Here is a 17,088-nt window from a genome sequence, read left to right as displayed (position 1 = left end):
GGTCCCGACGGTGTTTGCGGCGCGGGGTCCGGGGCGGGCTGCAAGAGGCGGCACAGAGGCCGGTCTCGGTCGCCCGGGTGGCCCCAGCCCCGGTGGCCCCGGTTGCCCCGTCGGCGTTCGAGGGGCGGGGCTCCAGGGGGCGCCGGGCCGGGCTGCGGGCCCCGGTTTGGCCCTGCGGGCCCCGGTGGCGGCGGGCAGGGCCGGGGAGCCGGAGGTCAGGCCCGGCAGAGGACCTCGCCGTTCAGGACCGAGAACCAGGCGTCCGGGGAGGCTCCCCAGGCGCGCCAGGCACCGGCCGCCGCGGCCAGGTCCGCGGCGCTCGCGTGGCCGCCGCGGACGGCGATGTCCGCGTACGAGGAGGCCGTCGTGCGGTCCGCCCAGAGCGACGACCACCAGGCCGTCTCCTCCGGAGTGGCGAAGCACCAGGCCGTCGCCGAGGACGCCACGTCCGTGAAGCCCGCCTCCCGCGCCCAGGCCCGCAGTCGGCGGCCCGCGTCCGGTTCGCCGCCATTGGCGCGGGCGACCCGGCGGTACAGGTCCAGCCACCCGTCCAGACCCGGCGTGGCCGGGTACCAGGTCATCGCCGCGTAGTCGGCGTCCCGCGCGGCCACGATCCCGCCCGGCCGGCACACCCGCCGCATCTCGCGCAGGGCCCGGACCGGGTCGCCGACGTGCTGCAGCACCTGGTGGGCGTGGACCACGTCGAAGGAGCCGTCCGGGAAGTCCAGCGCGCGGACGTCCGCCGTGGCGAACTCCACCCCGCCCACGCCCCGCTCCGCCGCGTAGGCCCGGGCCTGCGCGACCACGTCCCCCGACGCGTCGACGGCGGTCACCCGGCCGCCCGGCGCCACCAGCTCCGCCAGGTCGGCGGTGATCGTGCCCGGGCCGCAACCCACGTCCAGCACGGACATCCCCGGCCGCAGTTCGCCGATCAGGTACGCGGCCGAGTTCCGGGCCGTGCGCCAGCGGTGCGAGCGCAGCACCGACTCGTGGTGGCCGTGCGTGTAGACGGCGGTCTCCTGGTGGGCGTTCATGGCCTGTCCCCTTCCTCGTCGAAGCGTTGTCCTCACCGTAGAGGATCAGTTCATGATGCGAGATCCACGTTTCTGCATATGGACACTCTCCTTGTGTGCCAAGGGGATCGGGCCCGGCGGTGGCAGGGTGATGCGGGGGCGAGGAGAGTGGGGGCCGAGGGGGCGGACCTCGTGCCACGGGACGGTGAGAGCCATGCCGGAAACGCTGCTGGAACGGCACGCCGAGGCGCTGCGGCTCTTCGGCGAGCGCCTGCGCGCGATCGGGGACGACCAGTGGGACGCGCCGACCCCGTGCACGGATTGGACCGTGCGGGACCTGGTCAACCACGTCACCGGGGAGCAGCTCTGGATCCCGCCGCTGGTAACCGAGGGCCGCACCGTCGAGGAGATGGGCGACGCGTTCTCCGGTGACGTGCTGGGCGATGACCCGGTCGCCGCCTGGGACCGGGCCGCGTCCGCCGCGCACGACGCCTTCGCCGAGCCCGGGGCGCTCGACCGGACCGTCAAGCTCTCCTACGGGCCCGCGCTCGGCTCCGCGTACTGCTCGGAGCTGACCGCCGACTGCGTCGTGCACACCTGGGACCTCTCCCGGGGCATCGGCGCCGACGACCGGCTGCCGGACGGCCTCGTCGAGTTCTCCATCAAGGAGGTCATGCCGTACGCCGACGGGCTCGCGGCGAGCGGGATGTACGCCGCTCCGCTGGAGGTCGCGGCGGGAGCGAACGCGCAGACCAGGCTGCTGGCGCTGCTGGGGAGGCGGGGCTGACCGCTCCGGCCGGCGCGGTCGGAGCAGGCGCATAGCGGGCATATGGCCGCAAATAATCGTATAAAGGTCAGGATTGGCGGAGCTGAGCGGGACGCGCGCGGAAGGCGGACACGGTGGAGGGGATGCAGCGCACGACGGCGGAAGGCCGTGGTCCGGTGCGGTACGGGCCTCCCGCGCCGCAGCCCGGCCTGCCCGTGCTGCCCGAACTCCTCTCCGTCCTCGCCGCCGCCGCCGGGCGCTCCGCCCCCGAGCCCGCCGGTGGCGGGGACGCCGTCCGCGAGGCCGCCTGCCGGCACTGGGGCAGGCGCGGGCTGCCGACCGCCCCGGAGAACGTGGCCGCGGGCCCGGGGGCCCCGGCACTGCTGCTCGCCCTGCTCGGCGCCTACGGGGGCGACGTGATGCTGCCCCGGCCCTGTCCCGCCTGGTGGACCCCACAGGTCCGGCTGCTGGGACGACGGGCCTATCACGTGCCGACCCCGGCCGAATGCGGCGGCATCCCGGACCCCTACGCCCTGCTGGAGACCGTACGCCGGGTGCGCGCCGAGGGCGGCGACCCGCGCGTGCTCCTGCTGTCGGTGGCCGACGACCCGACCGCGACCGTGCCGCCGCCCGAGATGCTGCGCGAGGCCTGCGAGGCCGCCGCATCCGCCGGGCTCTTCGTCGTCAGCGACGAGAGCTGGCGCGACACCGTCCACCGGCCGCACGACACCCTGGTCCTCAGCCCCGCGGAGATGCTCCCTGACCAGGCGGCCGTCCTCGTCGACCTGTCCGGGGCGCTGCTGCCCGCCGGCTGGCCCGCGGCCGTGGTCCGGTTCCCCGACACCCCCCGGGGGACCTGGCTGCGCGCCCGTACCCTCGACGTCCTCACCGCCACCGGCGCGCTGGTCGCCGGCCCCGTCGCCGGGGCCGCCGCGCACGCCCTCGACGAACCCGACGCGGTCGCCGGGCGGGCCCGTGCGGCCGCCGTCCTGCACGGAGCCGTCGCGGCCGCCGCGCACCGGGAGCTGCTGGCCGTCGGCGCGCTGGCCAGGCCCCCGCAGGCCGGCCGCCACCTCTACGCCGACCTGACCCCGCTGCGCGCCGGACTCGCCCGGCACGGGGTCGGCGACGCCATGGAGCTGGAGGACTGGCTCGGCGGCCGGCTCGGCGCGCCCACCCCGGGCGGGCAGCGGTTCGCGGACGAACCGGTCGCCCTGCGGGTGAGGCTGTCGACCGGGCCGCTGCTGGGCGTCACCCCGCAGGAGCGGCTCGCTGCGCTCACCGCCGGCGACCCGCTCGCGCTCCCGCACGTACAGCGCTCCCTGGACCTGCTCGGATCAGTCCTGGCCGGGCTCGTCTGATGTCCGAGCCGGTGAACGGAGACTCCCTGATGAGCGACGGGACGGACGCCCCCGCCCCCGCATCCACGGACGCCCCCGCATCCACGGGCGCGGGCACGGGCGCGGTACGGCAGGCCGCCGCCGCGCCGCGGCCGGTCGCGCCGCCGCTCCCCGGTGCCCCGCGCCCACTCGGCGAACACCGCCGCTGGCCCCGCTCCTTCGCCGACCGGCTCACCACCCCGCTCCCCGGTGTCCGCGCGTTCGCCCGGCTCGCCCGCGAGGGCGCCTTCCGGCCCGGCCCGGAAGGGCTGCGCGGCATCCCCGACCTGCCGTACGAGCCGGCCCCGCTGCCCGCGGTGGAGCCCGGCACGGTCTGCGTCACCTGGGCCGGACACGCCAGCTGGGTGCTGCGCACCGGCGGCCTGACCGTGCTCACCGACCCGGTCTGGTCCCGGCGGATCCTCGGCACCCCGTCACGGATGACACCCGTCGGGGTGCGCTGGGAAGACCTGCCGCCGGTGGATGCGGTGGTCATCAGCCACAACCACTACGACCACCTGGACGCGCCCACCCTCAAGCGGCTGCCGCGCCGGACCGCCCTCTTCGTCCCGGCGGGGCTGGCCGGCTGGTTCCGCCGCCGCGGCTTCACCCGGGTCACCGAGCTCGACTGGTGGGAGTCGGCCGAACTGCACGGCGTGCGCTTCGAGTTCGTACCGGCCCACCACTGGTCGAAGCGCTCGCTGATCGACACCTGCCGGTCCCTGTGGGGCGGCTGGATCGTGACCGACACCCTGAACCCCTCACCGAAGAAGCTTTACTTCGCGGGCGACACCGGCTACGGCCACTGGTTCGCGGAGATCGGCCGCCGCCACCCCGGCATCGACCTCGCGCTCCTGCCCATCGGCGCCTACGCCCCGCGCTGGTGGCTGGGCGACGTCCACGCCGACCCGGAGGAGGCCGTCCGGGCCTGCCTCGACCTGGGTGCCCGGCGGATGGCCCCCATGCACTGGGCCACCTTCGTCCTGTCCGCCGAGCCGGTCATGGAACCCCTGCACCGGGCCCGGGCCGCGTGGGCCCGCACCGGCCTGCCCCGCGACCACCTCTGGGACCTCCCGATCGGCGCCTCCCGCATGCTCGGAAGGCCGGCCCGGCCGCCGGTCAGGCCCGTCCGATGAGCTGGACCGCGGAGCCCGAACCGCACCCCGGGTCCGGCCTTCTACCGGGCCTGTCCCCGCAGTCGGCGCCACCCCGGCGGGCCCGCGCTGATCAGCAGGGTCAGGGCCACCACCAGGGCCACGCCCTTCCAGGGCTCCGAGAAGAGGGAGCCGCCCAGGATGCCGATCAGGCCGTACGCCGCCGCCCAGGCGAGGCAGGCCAGGGCGTCCGCGCGCGCGAAGCGGCGCAGGGGCAGCCGGGCCAGCAGGCAGGCCATCATCACCGGGATCCGCCCCGCCGGAAGCAGCCGGGACACCACCAGAACCAGCACCCCGTGCTCGTCCAGCCCCGTCCGCGCCTGCTCCAGCCGCTCGGGCGTGGCGCGGCCGCGCAGCGCCTCCAGCCAGCGCGAGCCGCTCCGTGACCGCACGCCGCGCTGCCCGAGCCAGTACAGGGTGACGTCGCCGGTGAACGCCGCCAGTGCCGACACCGCGAACACCAGCAACACCCCGTACGGCAGCGAGTCGTGATGGAACGCCACCACCGCCGCCGAGCTCACCAGCGCCCCCGTCGGGATCACCGGCACCAGCGCGCCGAGCGCCACCAGCACGAACAACGCCGGGTAGCCCACTGCCTGCTGGGTGGTCTCCGGCGGCACCTGTCCGCCCGCCGCCGCGATGTCGCACCAGGTCACGGCAGCCGCACCCGCTCCCCGTGGGCGGGCACCCGTACGGTCACCTTCGGCGCGAGCCGCCCCGCGCGGCGCTCGAACTCCTCGCCCGGCGCGTGGAACTCGTGCGGCCGTACCGAGTCCATCCCGATCGGCCAGTACGTCCCGTAGTGCACCGGAACCGCCGCCGCCGGAGCCAGCTCGGCCACTGCCCGCGCCGCCCGCCCCGCGTCCAGGTGCCCCGGCCCCAGGTACGGTCCCCAGCCGCCCACCGGCAGCAGGGCCACGTCCACCGGACCGACCTCCCGGGCCATCGTGTCGAACAGCCCGGTGTCCCCGGCGAAATAGGTCCGGGCCGCGCCCTCGACCACGTACCCGAGGGCCGGCGCGAGCTGCGGCCCGAACGGCAGCCGCCGCCCGTCGTGCAGGGCGCTGACCGCCCGCACCCGTACGCCGCCCCGCACCTGAACCTCGTCGCCCGGCGACACCTCCGTCACCGCCAGCCCCCGCAGTCCGGCGATCCGCGCCAGCCCCGGCACCGCCCGGCGCGCACCGCGCGGCACCAGCAGCCGGGTGCCGGGCGCCAGCCGCTGCAACGAGGGCAGGTGCAGGTGGTCGGCGTGCAGGTGCGACACCAGCACCACGTCGGCCCGCGCCGCCTCGGGCGGGGGCACCGGCCCGCGCCGCCGCCGCAGATGGGCGAGGCGCCGGGCGAACAGCGGATCCGTCAGCAGCCGGACCCCGGAGTCCTCGACCGTGCACGTCGCATGCCCCCACCAGGTGATGTCCACCGGCATCCGGCCCTCCCTCCGCCGCCCGTCCCGTCCCGTCCCGTCCCGTCCCGTCCCGTCACCGAGCCTAGAGGCTGCCCCCTGGATCCGCCCGGAACCGGAACACCGCAGCCCCCTCCTCCCCGGCCGCCGATCGGAGTAGGGTCGGGCGGCATGGAAGAGCTGCGCGTGGCCGCGATCGCCAGCCTGGCCCCGCTCGAAGACCTCGACGCCGACCCCTTCGCCGTGGACACCCGGAGCCAGCACGCCGTGTGCGCCCGCTGGGCCGCCGACCACGGGTACGTCGTGACCAGGCAACTGCTCGTCTACGGGCTGCGCGCCGACCACTGCGGGCTCTGGTCCGACATCGACGCCGGGAAGGTCGACCTCTTCGTCGCCGCCAACCACCGCGTGCTGGCCCGCGCGCTGCGCTCCGTCGAGGAGTTCAGCGCGGAGTGCCGGCGGCGCGGGGTGCGCCTGGAGACCGCCGGGCACCGAGAACCGCCGTACACCTCCGCGATGAAGGCCGAGGTGCACCGCCGTCTGTCCATGCCGACCGCCGGCTACGACGGCACCTGAGCGGCGGCCCCCGCGACCCGGTGCGCCGTCCATGCCGCCCTGCCCCGTGAGCCGGGCTGTGCGAGCCTGGAAGGCGGGACGGGGCGCGCGGAAGGTGGAGCGTGGTGCGAGGACGGTGGCGGACCGCGGGCGGCGCCCTGGTGCGGGTGATCCTCGTCTGGGCGGTGTCCACGCTGACGATGCTCGCGCTGGCCGGGATCCTGCCGGACTTCCGGCTCCGGTCCGGCGACGACGACAGCATCACGCAGATCGGACTGACCGCGGCCTGGGGCGCCGGGGCCTTCGGCCTGCTGAGCGCGCTCGTCTGGCCCGTGCTGGTACGGGCCCTGCTGCTGGTGCCCGCCCTGGTGCTCGGGCTGCTCGTCTTCTTCCTCAACGGCTCGCTGCTGCTCATAGCCCTCAGCCTGGTCCCCGCCGGGCGGGGCGAAGTGGCCCCCGAGACGGCGGTGGTCGTGGCCGCCGTGATGTCCGCCGTGGCCTCGGCGACCTCGACCGCGCTCGCGGTGCGCGACGACGAGGCGTACCGGCGGCGGCTCTACCGCCTCGCCGACCGGCGCCGGCGCAGACTGGGGGCACGTCCCGGCGGTGGCCGGGGGAGCGGGGCGGGCGCGCCCGGAGCCGGCCGGTCCACGCCCGGGCTGGTCTTCCTCCAGCTCGACGGGGTCGGGTACGAGGTGCTGCGCCGGGCCGCGAACAGCGGCCTGATGCCGACCGTCGCCGCCTGGCTCGACGGCAGCCACCGCATCGCGTCCTGGCGCACCGACTGGTCGAGCCAGACCGGCGCCAGCCAGCTCGGCATCCTGCACGGCTCCAACTTCGACGTGCCCGCGTTCCGCTGGTACGAGAAGGACACCGGCGAGGTGGTGGTCTGCAACCGGCCCACCAGCGCCGCCGAGCTCCAGCGGCGGGCGGTGGCGCGGACCGCGGACGGCGGGCTGCTCACCCTCGACGGGGCCAGCCGGGGCAACCTGTTCAGCGGCGGCGCGGACCAACTGGCGCTCGTGCTCTCGGTCTCCGCCCGCCGCGGCCGGGCGAACCGCTCCCGCGCCGGATACTTCGCGTACTTCTCCGATCCGGCCAACGCCGTCCGCACGGCCCTGTCCTTCGTCGCCGAGGCGGCCCGGGAGGTCGGCCAGTCGCTGCGCGCGCGGATCCGCGGGGACCGGCCGCGCGTGGCGCGCGGCGGGCTGTGCCCGCTGATCCGGGCCTTCGCGACCGTGGTCGAACGGGACGTGGTCGTGGCGGCGGTGATCGGTGACATGCTCGCCGGGCGCGCGGCGGTCTACGCCGACCTCGTCGCCTACGACGAGGTCGCGCACCACTCCGGCCCGCACGGCCGCGACACCGACCGGGTGCTGCAGCGCCTGGACCGGAGCCTCGCACTGCTCGCCCGGGTCGCCGAGCACACGCCCCGCGCGTACCGGATCGTGCTGCTTTCCGACCACGGCCAGAGCCCGGGGGAGACCTTCCTCAGCCGGTACGGGCTGACCCTCGAGGACCTGGTCCGGGCGGGCTGCGGGCTGCCGGTCCCGCGCCGGGCGGGCCGCACCCGCAGCGGCGCCGAGGCGCGGGCGGCCGTCCTGGCGGCCCTGCGCCGGCCGGTGGAGGAGGACGCGGAGGTCACCCCGGGGCCGGGGCCCGACCCGGTGGTGCTCGCCTCGGGCAACCTCGGGCTGATCTCCTTCCCGGACGTCCCGGGCCGGGCCTCGCGCGAACGCGTCGAGCGCGCGCACCCCGCCCTGCTGCCCACCCTGGCGAACCATCCCGGCGTGGGCTTCCTGCTGGTGGACGGCGTGGTGCTGGGCCGGGGCGGGGCGCAGGCGCGCCTCGACGTGCCGGGGGAGGCGGAGGAGCTGCTGGCTCCCTTCGGCCCCGGGGCGGCCGAGGCCGTCCGCCGGACCGACACCTTCCCGCACGTGGCCGACGTGATGGTGAATTCGGCGTACGACCCCGAGACGGGCGCGGTGCACGCCTTCGAGGAGCAGATCGGCTCGCACGGCGGCCTGGGCGGGGAGCAGGGGCACGCGTTCCTGATGTGGCCGACGGAGCTGTCGGATCCGGGCGGTGAGCTGGTGGGCGCCGAGTCGGTGCACGGCGTATTCCGCCGCTGGCTGCGGGAGGCGGACGGGCCGCAGCTGCCGGTGGTCCCGCCGGTCGCCGTGCCGGTCGTTCCTCCGGTCGCTCCGCCGGTCGGCCTGCCGGTGGAGGATTCCCGGCCAGAGGGCACCACCGGCGGAATCCTTCCTTCCACAGCTGCGCCCACGCAGGACGAAACCCGCTGATTTGGTACCGCCTGCGCGGTGGTCAACCATGTGTTGACCTTGCCCACCATGTGAGACACCCCGAGGCGCACCACCGTGACCAGCACCGCAGTACCGCCGGCCGAGGCCGCAGCCGTCCCCGAGCCCCCCGTGCCCGACCGGGAGGGCGCCCGGCGGTTCGGCCTCCCCGTCGCCACCTGCCTGGTCATGGGCAACATCATCGGCGGCGGGATCTTCCTGCTGCCCGCCTCGGTGGCCCCCTTCGGCACGATCAGCCTCGTCGCTTTCGCGGTGCTCACCCTCGGCGCGGTCGCCCTCGCCCTCGTCTTCGGCCGCCTCGCCCGGCGGCACCCGCAGACCGGCGGCCCGTACGTCTACGCCCGCGCCGCGTTCGGCGACTTCGCCGGGTTCCTCGCCGCCTGGAGCTACTGGATCACCACCTGGGTCTCCAACGCGGCCCTCGCGGTCGCGGCCGTCGGCTACCTCTGCGTGCTCTTCCCGGCCGTCGGCGCGCACCAGTGGTCCATGTGCCTGGCCGCCCTCGCCGTGCAGTGGCTGCCGGCGCTCGCCAACCTGGCCGGCACGCGGTACGTCGGCGCCGTCCAACTCGTCTCCACCGTGCTGAAGTTCGCCCCGCTGCTGCTCGTCTCCGTGGGCGGCCTCCTGTTCTTCGACCCGGCCAACCTCGGCCCGTTCCGGGCCACCGACCAGAGCGCTGTCGGCGCCGTCTCCGCCTCCGCGGCGATCCTGCTCTTCAGCTACCTGGGCGTCGAATCCGCCGCGGTCAGCGCCGGCGAGGTCCGCGACCCGGCGCGCAACGTCGGGCGGGCCACCATCCTGGGCACCGTCGGCGCGGCCACCGTCTACCTGCTGGGCACCCTCGCCGTCTTCGGCCTGGTCCCCCACGACAGCCTGGTCTCCTCCCAGGCCCCCTTCTCGGACGCCGTCAACGCCATGTTTTCCGCGGACGCGGGGGCCGGCGGCACCTGGGGCGGCACCGTCGTCGCCTGCGCCGCGGTGATCTCGATGGCGGGCGCGCTCAACGGCTGGACCCTGCTCAGCGCGCAGACCCCGTACGCCGCCGCCAAGGACGGCCTCTTCCCGAAGGTCTTCGAGACGAAGAAGCGCGGCGTCCCGGTGGTCGGCGTGGTCGTCACGGCCGTCCTCGCCTCGGCGCTGACCGTCTACAACTACACAGCCGGCTCGAAGGGCGTCTTCGAGGTCCTGGTCCTGGTCACCACCTTCACCGCGACCGTCCCCTACCTGCTCTCCACCGCCGCGCAGCTCTGCTTCCTGCTCTCGGGCCGGTCCGAGCGCGTCCACCGGGGCCGCCTGGTCCGGGACGCCGCGCTCGCCTGCCTGGCCTTCGGCTTCTCGATGTGGCTGGTGGCCGGCTCCGGCTACGCCGCCGTCTACCAGGGCGTGATGTTCCTGTTCGCGGGCGTCCTGGTCTACGCGGTGATGTCCGCCCGGAGGACGCGCGCGGCCGTTTCCCCCGCGCGGTAATTTGGAGGGAGAGGACAGCCAGGGGGGCTCTAAGGGGTCGCCATGTCCGCGATCAGCAAGACCATCGACATCGACCGCAGCCCTGAGGACGTCTACTCGTACGTGACGGACCCGACGCACCTGCCGGAGTGGCAGGACAGCGCGGTGTCCGCCGTACCGATGGGCGACCTCCCCGTCCACGTCGGCTCGAAGGTCCTCGTCACCCGGCAGATCGGCAGGCGCAGGATCCCCACGACGATGGAGTTCACGGAACTCGACCCGCCGAGGAGCTGGCACGTCCACGGGGTCGACGGGCCGGTCCGGCCGGACGTACGGGGCCGCATCGAACCCCTCGACGGCGGGACCCGTTCACGCGTCACCGTGTCCGTCGACTTCGAGGGCCACGGCATGGGCCGAGCCCTGGTTCCCCTGGTGGTCAAGCCAATGGTCCGCAAGGAGATGCCCCGGGGCGAGGAGAAGCTCAAGCACCTGCTGGAGCACTCCGCGACCTGACCCCCAGCGGTGCCCCGGCGCCGGTGGTCACGGACGGAAATGCGACACCCTGCGGATCCGGGCGCGAGCGCGCCTGTCCGGATCCGCAGGGTGCCTTCCTGCCGTTCACACCCGAGGGGCCCGCCTTCCGGCCGGCCCCGGACCCGCGGGCTTAGTCGAGGTAGTCGCGCAGCACCTGCGAGCGCGACGGGTGGCGCAGCTTCGACATCGTCTTGGACTCGATCTGGCGGATGCGCTCACGGGTGACCCCGTAGACGCGGCCGATCTCGTCCAGCGTCTTCGGCTGGCCGTCGTTGAGGCCGTAGCGCATGGAGACCACGCCCGCCTCGCGCTCCGAGAGCGTGCCCAGGATGGACTGGAGCTGCTCCTGGAGGAAGGTGAAGGAGACCGCGTCGGCCGGCACGACCGCCTCGGAGTCCTCGATGAGGTCACCGAACTCGCTGTCGCCCTCCTCACCCAGCGGGGTGTGCAGGGAGATCGGCTCGCGGCCGTACTTCTGGACCTCGATGACCTTCTCGGGGGTCATGTCGAGTTCCTTGCCCAGCTCCTCCGGGGTGGGCTCGCGGCCCAGGTCCTGGAGCATCTGGCGCTGCACGCGGGCGAGCTTGTTGATGATCTCGACCATGTGCACGGGGATGCGGATGGTGCGCGACTGGTCGGCCATGGCGCGGGTGATCGCCTGCCGGATCCACCACGTCGCGTACGTGGAGAACTTGAAGCCCTTGGTGTAGTCGAACTTCTCGACGGCGCGGATCAGGCCGACGTTGCCCTCCTGGATCAGGTCCAGGAAGAGCATGCCGCGGCCCGTGTAGCGCTTGGCGAGGGAGACCACGAGGCGGAGGTTGGCCTCCAACAGGTGGTTCTTCGCGCGGCGGCCGTCCTCGACCAGGATCTCCAGCTCGCGCTTGAAGGCGGGCTTGTGGTCCTCCTCCTCTTCGAGCTTGTACTCGGAGAACAGGCCCGCCTCGATGCGCTTGGCGAGCTCGACCTCCTGCTCGGCGTTGAGGAGCGGCACCTTGCCGATGAGCTTGAGGTAGTCCTTGACGGGGTCGGCGGTGGCGCCGGCCACCATGACCGTCTGCGCCGGAGCGTCGTCCTCGTCGTCGTCGGACAGGACGAAGCCCTGGGTGCCGCCGGTCTTGGGGGCCTCTTCCTCGGCCTCGTCGGCCAGGTCCTCGGCCGCCCAGTCCTCGCCCTCCACCACGGGGGTCTCGCCCTCGTCGGCGTCCTTGGCGCTGGTCTTCTTCGCCGCCGTCTTCTTGGTGGCGGTCTTCTTCGCGGCGGTCGCGGTCTTCTTGACCGTCCGCTTCTTCGGCTCGGCAGCGGCCCCGGCCGTCGCCTCGTCCTCGGTGGCGGACGCCGACGGAGCGGATATCGCCGCGGCGGTGGCCGTGGCCGCGCTGGCGGCCGTGCCGGCGGCGGTGGTCTTCCGCGCGCCGATGGGGCGCGGCGGCGTGGCCGCCTTCTTGGCCACGGTGCGGGCCGGGGCGGCGGCTGCCTTGCGGGGCTTCTTGGCGGCAGCCTTCGTGGCGGGGGCCGCGCTGACGTGGAGGGCGACACCCTCCTCGTCCAGGACCTGGTTCAGGCTGCGCAGGACCCGCTTCCACTGGTCCACCGGGATGCGGCCGGCCTCGAAGGCCTGGCGCACGTCGTCACCGTTGATGTGACCCTGCTCGCGGCCGCGCTCGACGAGCGCGACGAGGGCCTCCGATTCGGCGATCTCCGGAGGGAACGTACGGGACGGGCTGAGCGACACAAGGAGCCTCTCGTTGCGAACAGATAAGGGGTGGGCGGGACATCATCGCGCGAACTCGGGAAACAGACCGAAGGGGGTCTGTATTCCGGGGCCGCGCGAGGACACCTGTCGGTTCATCGCACGCCCGAGTCGATTCGTTACGCGCTGAATTGAGTGACCTGCGCCACGCTGTGGCCGCGCAACCGATCCGGCGTGGATCCGTCCGCCCTCTCCGTCACCCCGTTTTGCGGGCTTCGATGAGGAAGCGGGCGGTGTGCGCGACGAACGGGCCCTCGCGCTGGATCTGTTCGTGCAGCTCCCGCAACCGGTCCCGGTACTGCCCGACCGTGAAGCCGGGCACCATCCAGATCACCTTCCGGAGAAAGTAGATCACGGCTCCGATGTCGTGGAATTCCGTGCGCAGCCGCTCGGACCGCAGATCGACGACTTCGAGGCCGGCCCGGGTGGCGTTTGTCACGGCGTCGTCGGGATGCCGGCCGCGCCGGACCTCCTCCGGCTGGGGCCCGAGGAAGTACTCGACCAGCTCGAAGACGCTCGCCGGACCGACCTGCTGGGACAGGTACGTGCCCCCCGGCCGCAGGACCCGTGTGATCTCGTCCCACCAGATCGTCACCGGGTGCCGGCTGGTGACCAGCTCGAAGGCCTCGTCGCCGAAGGGAAGGGGCGGCTCGTCGGCGTCGGCGACCACCACCGCGCCGAGCGGGTGCAGCAGCCGGGTCGCCTTCGCGATGTTGGGCGGCCAGGACTCGGTGGCCACCGTCAGCGGGGGCAGGGGGCCGGATCCGGCGAGGACCTCTCCGCCGCCGGTCTGGACGTCGAGGGCGGACCGGACGCGGGCCAGGCGCCCTCTCAGCAGCCGCTGGTAGCCCCAGGAGGGGCGCTGCTCGGTGGCACGGCCGTCGAGCCAGGAGAAGTCCCAGCCGTCCACGGAGACGGATTCGGCTTCGGCGACGAGATCGTCGAAAGTACGCGTCATGTCTGGATCGTCCCAGGTCGGGCCCCGGCTAACCACCGGATATGTCGACTACAGTGGACGGCGGGCCGTGACTGGCGTTCGGGTGGATCACCACCGGGGAGCGGCCCGGCGTACGTCCGTACGCCGACTGCCGCGCGCCTGGGCGAACCGCGATCCGCAGCGACGTTCAGGAGACCCCGTGACGACCGCCCAGACTGCCACTGCCACTGCCCAGCTGATGAACGGCACGGCCCTCGCCCGCCGCATCTCGGAGCAGACCGCCGCCTACGCGGCGAAGATCACCGAGCGCACCGGTACCGCGCCCTGTCTCGCGACCGTGCTGGTCGGTGAGGACCCCGCCTCCGTCACCTACGTACGCATGAAGCAGAACCGCTGCGCCAAGGCCGGCATCACCTCCCGCCACGTGGAGCTGCCGGCGCAGACCACCACCGAGGAGCTGGTGGCCACCCTCACCGCGCTCTCCGAGGACCCCGCGATCAGCGGCATCCTGCTCCAGCACCCCGTCCCGCACCACATCGACGAGCGCGCCGCCTTCGAGGCCATCGCGCCCGGCAAGGACGTCGACGGCGTCACCATGCACTCCTTCGCCGCCATGGGCTTCGGGCTGCCGGGCTTCGTCTCCTGCACCCCCGGCGGCATCATGCGTCTCCTCGCCGCCTACGACGTGGACCTCACCGGGAAGCACGCCGTGGTCGTCGGCCGCAGCGCGATCCTGGGCAAGCCGGCCGGGATGCTGCTGCTGGAGCAGAACGCCACCGTCACCTACTGCCACTCCCGCACCCAGGACCTTCCCTCGATCGTGCGCCAGGCGGACGTGCTGGTCGCCGCCGTCGGCAAGGCCGAATTCATCCGGGGCGAGGACATCAAGCCGGGCGCCGTGGTCCTGGACGCCGGGTACAACGAGGGCAACGTCGGCGACGTCCACTTCGAGTCGGCCGCCGCCCGCGCCTCCCTGATCACCCCGGTACCGGGCGGGGTCGGCCCGATGACCATCGCCGTCCTGCTGGAGCAGACCGTCCAGGCCGCCGCCGCGCAGGCCGGGCTGGACCTCGCGGAACTCTGAGCCGCGGCCTAAGCCGGGGAGCGGGTCCCGTCCGCGGCGGCCCCGCGGGCCGCGGCGACGATGGGGGAGGTGCGGAACTCCCGGGCCAGTGCGCCCAGCGGGCTGCCGCCCAGCCGGTACGGGGACGGGTGTCCGCCCGCCGTACCGGCGGACCCGGGCCGGCAGGCGGCGGCGATCACGGCCGCGTCCGCCACCACGGCGGCCCGGGTCTCGGTCATGCCCTGCCCGCGCGCCGCCTCGTACGCCCTGCCGCGCACGGCGGGGTCGAACCGGGAGGCGAGCGCCAGGATGCCGTCGTCGATGACGGACTCGCGGTGGATGAGGCGGATCCCGACCGGCGACCACCAGGCCAGCGGCACGGGCCGTACCCGGGCGGCCGCGGCCGGGCGCAGTGCCTTCCACAGGGGGTACAGCCGCAGGTACTGGCTGACGTCCCGCCAGGCTGCCGACCCGCCGACCAGCGGGACGAGGAACCCCGCACCGATCATCAGGGCCGCCCCGGAGGCCAGCGACAGCGCCACGTCCGCCGGGACCACCCAGTCCCGGCCGGCCCAGCGGGCCGCCACCGAGGCCCACTTCGCCCCGAGGTAGGCGAGGTCCAGCAGCCCGCCGGACACGATCAGCGCCAGCCCGGTGCGCAGCGGACGTAGCGAACGGTCCGCGCGCCACAGCCACTTCCCGCACAATGCGGTCAGCGCCGAGGTCCCGACGGTGTGGGCCAGCAGGAAGCAGACGATCATCTCGCGGATCCACGGCGTCGTGGCGTAGTACGTGTCCAGGTCCCGGACCCGTTCCACCGGCGCGTCGCCGATCACGAACAGCACGACGATCGCCACGGTCAACGCGCCGTACACGGCCACGGTCAGCCGGGTGGCCCGCCGCACGGCCGCGGGCGGGCCGCCGCCCCACTGCAGGACCAGCACCACGCACGTCCCCGAGAAGACGGTGATCAGACCGAACACGAGCGGTGCGGAGAAGTTGACCACGCCGGTGAGCCGGTTGACCGCGCTGACCGTCGGCGGCGACGCCAGGAACGTGAGGGGACAGCCCACGACGAGCAGCGCGCACGCCGCCCGGTCCAGGGGCCGGCCCCGGTCCCGGCGCAGCGTCGGAACCTTGATCAGCAGCGCCAGGAACATCACGGATCCCGGCAGGTAGAGCAGGGGTCCGCCGCTCACCGGGCCTGTCCGACGGGGTCGGCCGGCCCGACCGGGTCCGTGCCGACCGGGTCCGTGCCGACCGGGGCCGCCGGGTCCGTACGGGCCGCCGGGGCCGGGTCGGCCGGACGCACCGGGCCGGCCGGGCCAAGCCCGGCGACGGCCCGCTCGGCGTCGGTGAGCGGCGGTGCCGTCAGGGCGCCCCGGCCCGAGGCGCGCAGCACGTGCCAGATCACCGACGGGCGGAGCCAGTGGGTGGGCGCGCCGCTCATGGTGAGCACCTTGAACAGGGCGGCGGTGAGCGCCTCGTCCGTGGTGGCGCCCGTCATCAGCCGGTTCACGTACGCGTTCAGCGCGCCGGTGCCGGCGCGCGGCTTCATCCCGGTGGCCCCCGGGTACAGGATGTCCTGCGAGGTGGCGAGCTCCCAGGCGGTGCTCACCAGGGGCGCGATCGCGCGCTGTGCCTCGCGGCCGAAGTTGGGGTGGGCGAGCCCCTTCTGCCGGAGCAGGGCGCGTACGGCCAGCAGTCCCTGGGCGGCGACCGTCATGCCCTGCCCGTACAGCGGGTTGAAGGTGGCGACCGAGTCGCCGACGGCGATGAAGCCGTCGGGCAGGGCGGCCTTCTCGAAGTAGATCCTGCGGTTGGCGGTGCCCTGGGTGACGGCCACGTCCGTCAGGGGCTTCCTCCCTTCGAGGAGCTCGCCGACGATCGGGTCCCTGATGCCCTTGGCGAACGGGATGAACCGGTCCGGGTCGCCGGTCGGCTGCCCGCCGCGGGTCCCGGAGAGGGTGGCCTGCCACTGGCCGTTCTCGATGGGCACGATCGTGGCCGTCTGACCGGGGACGGGCACTCGGGGGTCGGACTGCACGTTGACGATGGGGAAGCCCGCCTCGTGGGCTCCCGCCGGGGCTTCGAAGATCCTTGTCGCGTAGACGAGGCCGGAGTCGACCTCGGCCTGCCGTATGCCGGTGACGCCCAGTGCCTGGAGCCAGGTCCGGGCGCGCGAGCCGCGACCGCTCGCGTCGACCACGAGGTCGGCGGTCAGCAGCCGGCCCTCTTCCTCCGGGGTGTCGACCAGGACGCCGGTGACCCGGGCCGCCGTGCCCTCCAGGGCCCGGACCCGGCTCCGCTGGAGGGTGGAGACCCCTTTCAGACCGGTCACCCGGGCGCGGATCACCGAGTCGAGGAGGTCGCGGCTGCACGAGATGTTGAACTGCTTCTCCCCGACGCGCGGGAGCCAGCCCTGGGCGGTCTTGGTGACCAGGTCGGTGGGCAGACTGCGGCGGATGGCGCCCGCGGCAGTCCAGTCGTCGGTGATGCCGGGCAGGATCCGCTCGATGGCACGTGCGCCGCCCGACCACAGGAGGTGGGTGTGCCTGGCCTGCGGCAGTCCGCGCCGCGGCGCCGGGCCCTCGGGCAGCGGGTCCGCGTCGATGACCGTGACCGTCGCGTGCTCGGCGAGGACGGCGGCCGCGAGCAGGCCGGACAGGCTGCCGCCGATGACGACGGCGTGGCGGGGCGGAGAAGTCTGGGTCATCGTGTCGTGCTCTCTGTCGGGGCCGTGCCGAGGGCATCGGCGCAAG

Annotated in this window: 15 protein-coding genes and 1 riboswitch; of the genes, 8 read left to right on the top strand and 7 right to left on the bottom strand. The window is 74.3% G+C overall.

Features of this window, described 5'->3' with window-relative positions:
* Window positions 1-215: 215 nt before the first annotated feature.
* Window positions 216-1,034 (bottom strand): methyltransferase domain-containing protein, encoded by an 819-nt coding sequence (locus ACFCZ1_RS21390; protein WP_376679853.1) that lies wholly within the window; start codon window positions 1,032-1,034, stop codon window positions 216-218.
* A gap of 193 nt (window positions 1,035-1,227) precedes the next feature.
* Between ACFCZ1_RS21390 and ACFCZ1_RS21385 the strand changes: the two genes are divergently transcribed.
* The 3 genes from ACFCZ1_RS21385 (at window position 1,228) to ACFCZ1_RS21375 (ending at window position 4,294) form a co-directional block, all read left to right on the top strand.
* The gene (locus tag ACFCZ1_RS21385) at window positions 1,228-1,800 is read left to right on the top strand and encodes a TIGR03086 family metal-binding protein (RefSeq protein WP_376679852.1); all 573 of its coding nucleotides are present in this window, start codon (window positions 1,228-1,230) and stop codon (window positions 1,798-1,800) included.
* A gap of 122 nt (window positions 1,801-1,922) precedes the next feature.
* Window positions 1,923-3,140, top strand: coding sequence for an aminotransferase class I/II-fold pyridoxal phosphate-dependent enzyme (locus ACFCZ1_RS21380; RefSeq protein ID WP_376679851.1), 1,218 nt, complete (start codon window positions 1,923-1,925; stop codon window positions 3,138-3,140).
* Window positions 3,141-3,169: 29 nt separating this feature from the next.
* Window positions 3,170-4,294 carry an MBL fold metallo-hydrolase gene (locus tag ACFCZ1_RS21375; RefSeq protein WP_376679850.1) on the top strand — a complete coding sequence of 375 codons (1,125 nt, stop codon included), beginning with the start codon at window positions 3,170-3,172 and terminating at the stop codon, window positions 4,292-4,294.
* A 41-nt stretch (window positions 4,295-4,335) separates the two neighbouring features.
* On the opposite strand, the gene ACFCZ1_RS21370 is transcribed toward ACFCZ1_RS21375, so the two are convergent.
* The gene (locus ACFCZ1_RS21370; protein ID WP_376679849.1) at window positions 4,336-4,968 is read right to left on the bottom strand and encodes a DedA family protein; all 633 of its coding nucleotides are present in this window, start codon (window positions 4,966-4,968) and stop codon (window positions 4,336-4,338) included.
* Window positions 4,965-5,741, bottom strand: coding sequence for an MBL fold metallo-hydrolase (locus tag ACFCZ1_RS21365; protein ID WP_376679848.1), 777 nt, complete (start codon window positions 5,739-5,741; stop codon window positions 4,965-4,967). Before ACFCZ1_RS21365 ends, ACFCZ1_RS21370 begins: the two co-directional genes overlap by 4 nt.
* A gap of 147 nt (window positions 5,742-5,888) precedes the next feature.
* Here ACFCZ1_RS21365 and ACFCZ1_RS21360 point away from each other — a divergent pair, with 147 nt between their 5' ends.
* The 4 genes from ACFCZ1_RS21360 (at window position 5,889) to ACFCZ1_RS21345 (ending at window position 10,552) form a co-directional block, all read left to right on the top strand.
* Window positions 5,889-6,293, top strand: coding sequence for a hypothetical protein (locus ACFCZ1_RS21360; RefSeq protein WP_376679847.1), 405 nt, complete (start codon window positions 5,889-5,891; stop codon window positions 6,291-6,293).
* Window positions 6,294-6,394: 101 nt separating this feature from the next.
* Complete coding sequence (locus tag ACFCZ1_RS21355) at window positions 6,395-8,575, top strand: phage holin family protein (protein WP_376679846.1); 2,181 nt, start codon at window positions 6,395-6,397, stop codon at window positions 8,573-8,575.
* Window positions 8,576-8,650: 75 nt separating this feature from the next.
* Window positions 8,651-10,060: an amino acid permease gene (locus ACFCZ1_RS21350; protein WP_376679845.1), complete on the top strand. Its 1,410-nt coding sequence runs from the start codon at window positions 8,651-8,653 to the stop codon at window positions 10,058-10,060.
* A 42-nt stretch (window positions 10,061-10,102) separates the two neighbouring features.
* On the top strand, window positions 10,103-10,552 hold the full coding sequence (locus tag ACFCZ1_RS21345) for an SRPBCC family protein (RefSeq protein WP_376679844.1): 450 nt from the start codon (window positions 10,103-10,105) through the stop codon (window positions 10,550-10,552).
* Between the two features lie 151 nt (window positions 10,553-10,703).
* Here the strand turns inward: ACFCZ1_RS21345 and ACFCZ1_RS21340 are convergent, their stop codons facing one another.
* Both ACFCZ1_RS21340 and ACFCZ1_RS21335 read right to left on the bottom strand, forming a co-directional pair.
* Window positions 10,704-12,308 carry an RNA polymerase sigma factor gene (locus ACFCZ1_RS21340; protein ID WP_376679843.1) on the bottom strand — a complete coding sequence of 535 codons (1,605 nt, stop codon included), beginning with the start codon at window positions 12,306-12,308 and terminating at the stop codon, window positions 10,704-10,706.
* A gap of 214 nt (window positions 12,309-12,522) precedes the next feature.
* Window positions 12,523-13,284 (bottom strand): class I SAM-dependent methyltransferase, encoded by a 762-nt coding sequence (locus tag ACFCZ1_RS21335; protein WP_376679842.1) that lies wholly within the window; start codon window positions 13,282-13,284, stop codon window positions 12,523-12,525.
* Window positions 13,285-13,341: 57 nt separating this feature from the next.
* Window positions 13,342-13,435: riboswitch (ZMP/ZTP riboswitch) on the top strand.
* A gap of 66 nt (window positions 13,436-13,501) precedes the next feature.
* Here ACFCZ1_RS21335 and ACFCZ1_RS21330 point away from each other — a divergent pair.
* Window positions 13,502-14,347, top strand: a complete 846-nt coding sequence (locus ACFCZ1_RS21330; protein ID WP_376679932.1) for a bifunctional 5,10-methylenetetrahydrofolate dehydrogenase/5,10-methenyltetrahydrofolate cyclohydrolase — start codon at window positions 13,502-13,504, stop codon at window positions 14,345-14,347.
* Window positions 14,348-14,355: 8 nt separating this feature from the next.
* On the opposite strand, the gene ACFCZ1_RS21325 is transcribed toward ACFCZ1_RS21330, so the two are convergent.
* Both ACFCZ1_RS21325 and ACFCZ1_RS21320 read right to left on the bottom strand, forming a co-directional pair.
* Window positions 14,356-15,525: a DUF6545 domain-containing protein gene (locus ACFCZ1_RS21325; protein ID WP_376679841.1), complete on the bottom strand. Its 1,170-nt coding sequence runs from the start codon at window positions 15,523-15,525 to the stop codon at window positions 14,356-14,358.
* Window positions 15,522-17,042, bottom strand: a complete 1,521-nt coding sequence (locus ACFCZ1_RS21320) for an NAD(P)/FAD-dependent oxidoreductase (protein WP_376679840.1) — start codon at window positions 17,040-17,042, stop codon at window positions 15,522-15,524. The genes ACFCZ1_RS21325 and ACFCZ1_RS21320 overlap by 4 nt, the downstream gene beginning before the upstream one ends.
* Window positions 17,043-17,088 lie beyond the last annotated feature (46 nt).

This window comes from Streptomyces sp. NPDC056224 (assembly GCF_042267665.1).
In the GTDB taxonomy this organism is placed as follows: domain Bacteria; phylum Actinomycetota; class Actinomycetes; order Streptomycetales; family Streptomycetaceae; genus Streptomyces.
The sequence above is the reverse complement of the archived record's forward strand: the minus strand, read 5'-3'. Positions and strand labels throughout refer to the sequence as shown.

Excerpts from the sequence above, each read along its gene's own strand:
- ACFCZ1_RS21365 (WP_376679848.1), bottom strand. The coding sequence starts at position 5,741 with ATGCCGGTGGACATCACCTGGTGGGGGCATGCGACGTGCACGGTCGAG.
- ACFCZ1_RS21375 (WP_376679850.1), top strand. The coding sequence starts at position 3,170 with ATGAGCGACGGGACGGACGCCCCCGCCCCCGCATCCACGGACGCCCCC.
- ACFCZ1_RS21380 (WP_376679851.1), top strand. The coding sequence starts at position 1,923 with ATGCAGCGCACGACGGCGGAAGGCCGTGGTCCGGTGCGGTACGGGCCT.
- ACFCZ1_RS21335 (WP_376679842.1), bottom strand. The coding sequence starts at position 13,284 with ATGACGCGTACTTTCGACGATCTCGTCGCCGAAGCCGAATCCGTCTCC.
- ACFCZ1_RS21385 (WP_376679852.1), top strand. The coding sequence starts at position 1,228 with ATGCCGGAAACGCTGCTGGAACGGCACGCCGAGGCGCTGCGGCTCTTC.
- ACFCZ1_RS21320 (WP_376679840.1), bottom strand. The coding sequence starts at position 17,042 with ATGACCCAGACTTCTCCGCCCCGCCACGCCGTCGTCATCGGCGGCAGC.
- ACFCZ1_RS21345 (WP_376679844.1), top strand. The coding sequence starts at position 10,103 with ATGTCCGCGATCAGCAAGACCATCGACATCGACCGCAGCCCTGAGGAC.
- ACFCZ1_RS21330 (WP_376679932.1), top strand. The coding sequence starts at position 13,502 with ATGAACGGCACGGCCCTCGCCCGCCGCATCTCGGAGCAGACCGCCGCC.
- ACFCZ1_RS21360 (WP_376679847.1), top strand. The coding sequence starts at position 5,889 with ATGGAAGAGCTGCGCGTGGCCGCGATCGCCAGCCTGGCCCCGCTCGAA.
- ACFCZ1_RS21390 (WP_376679853.1), bottom strand. The coding sequence starts at position 1,034 with ATGAACGCCCACCAGGAGACCGCCGTCTACACGCACGGCCACCACGAG.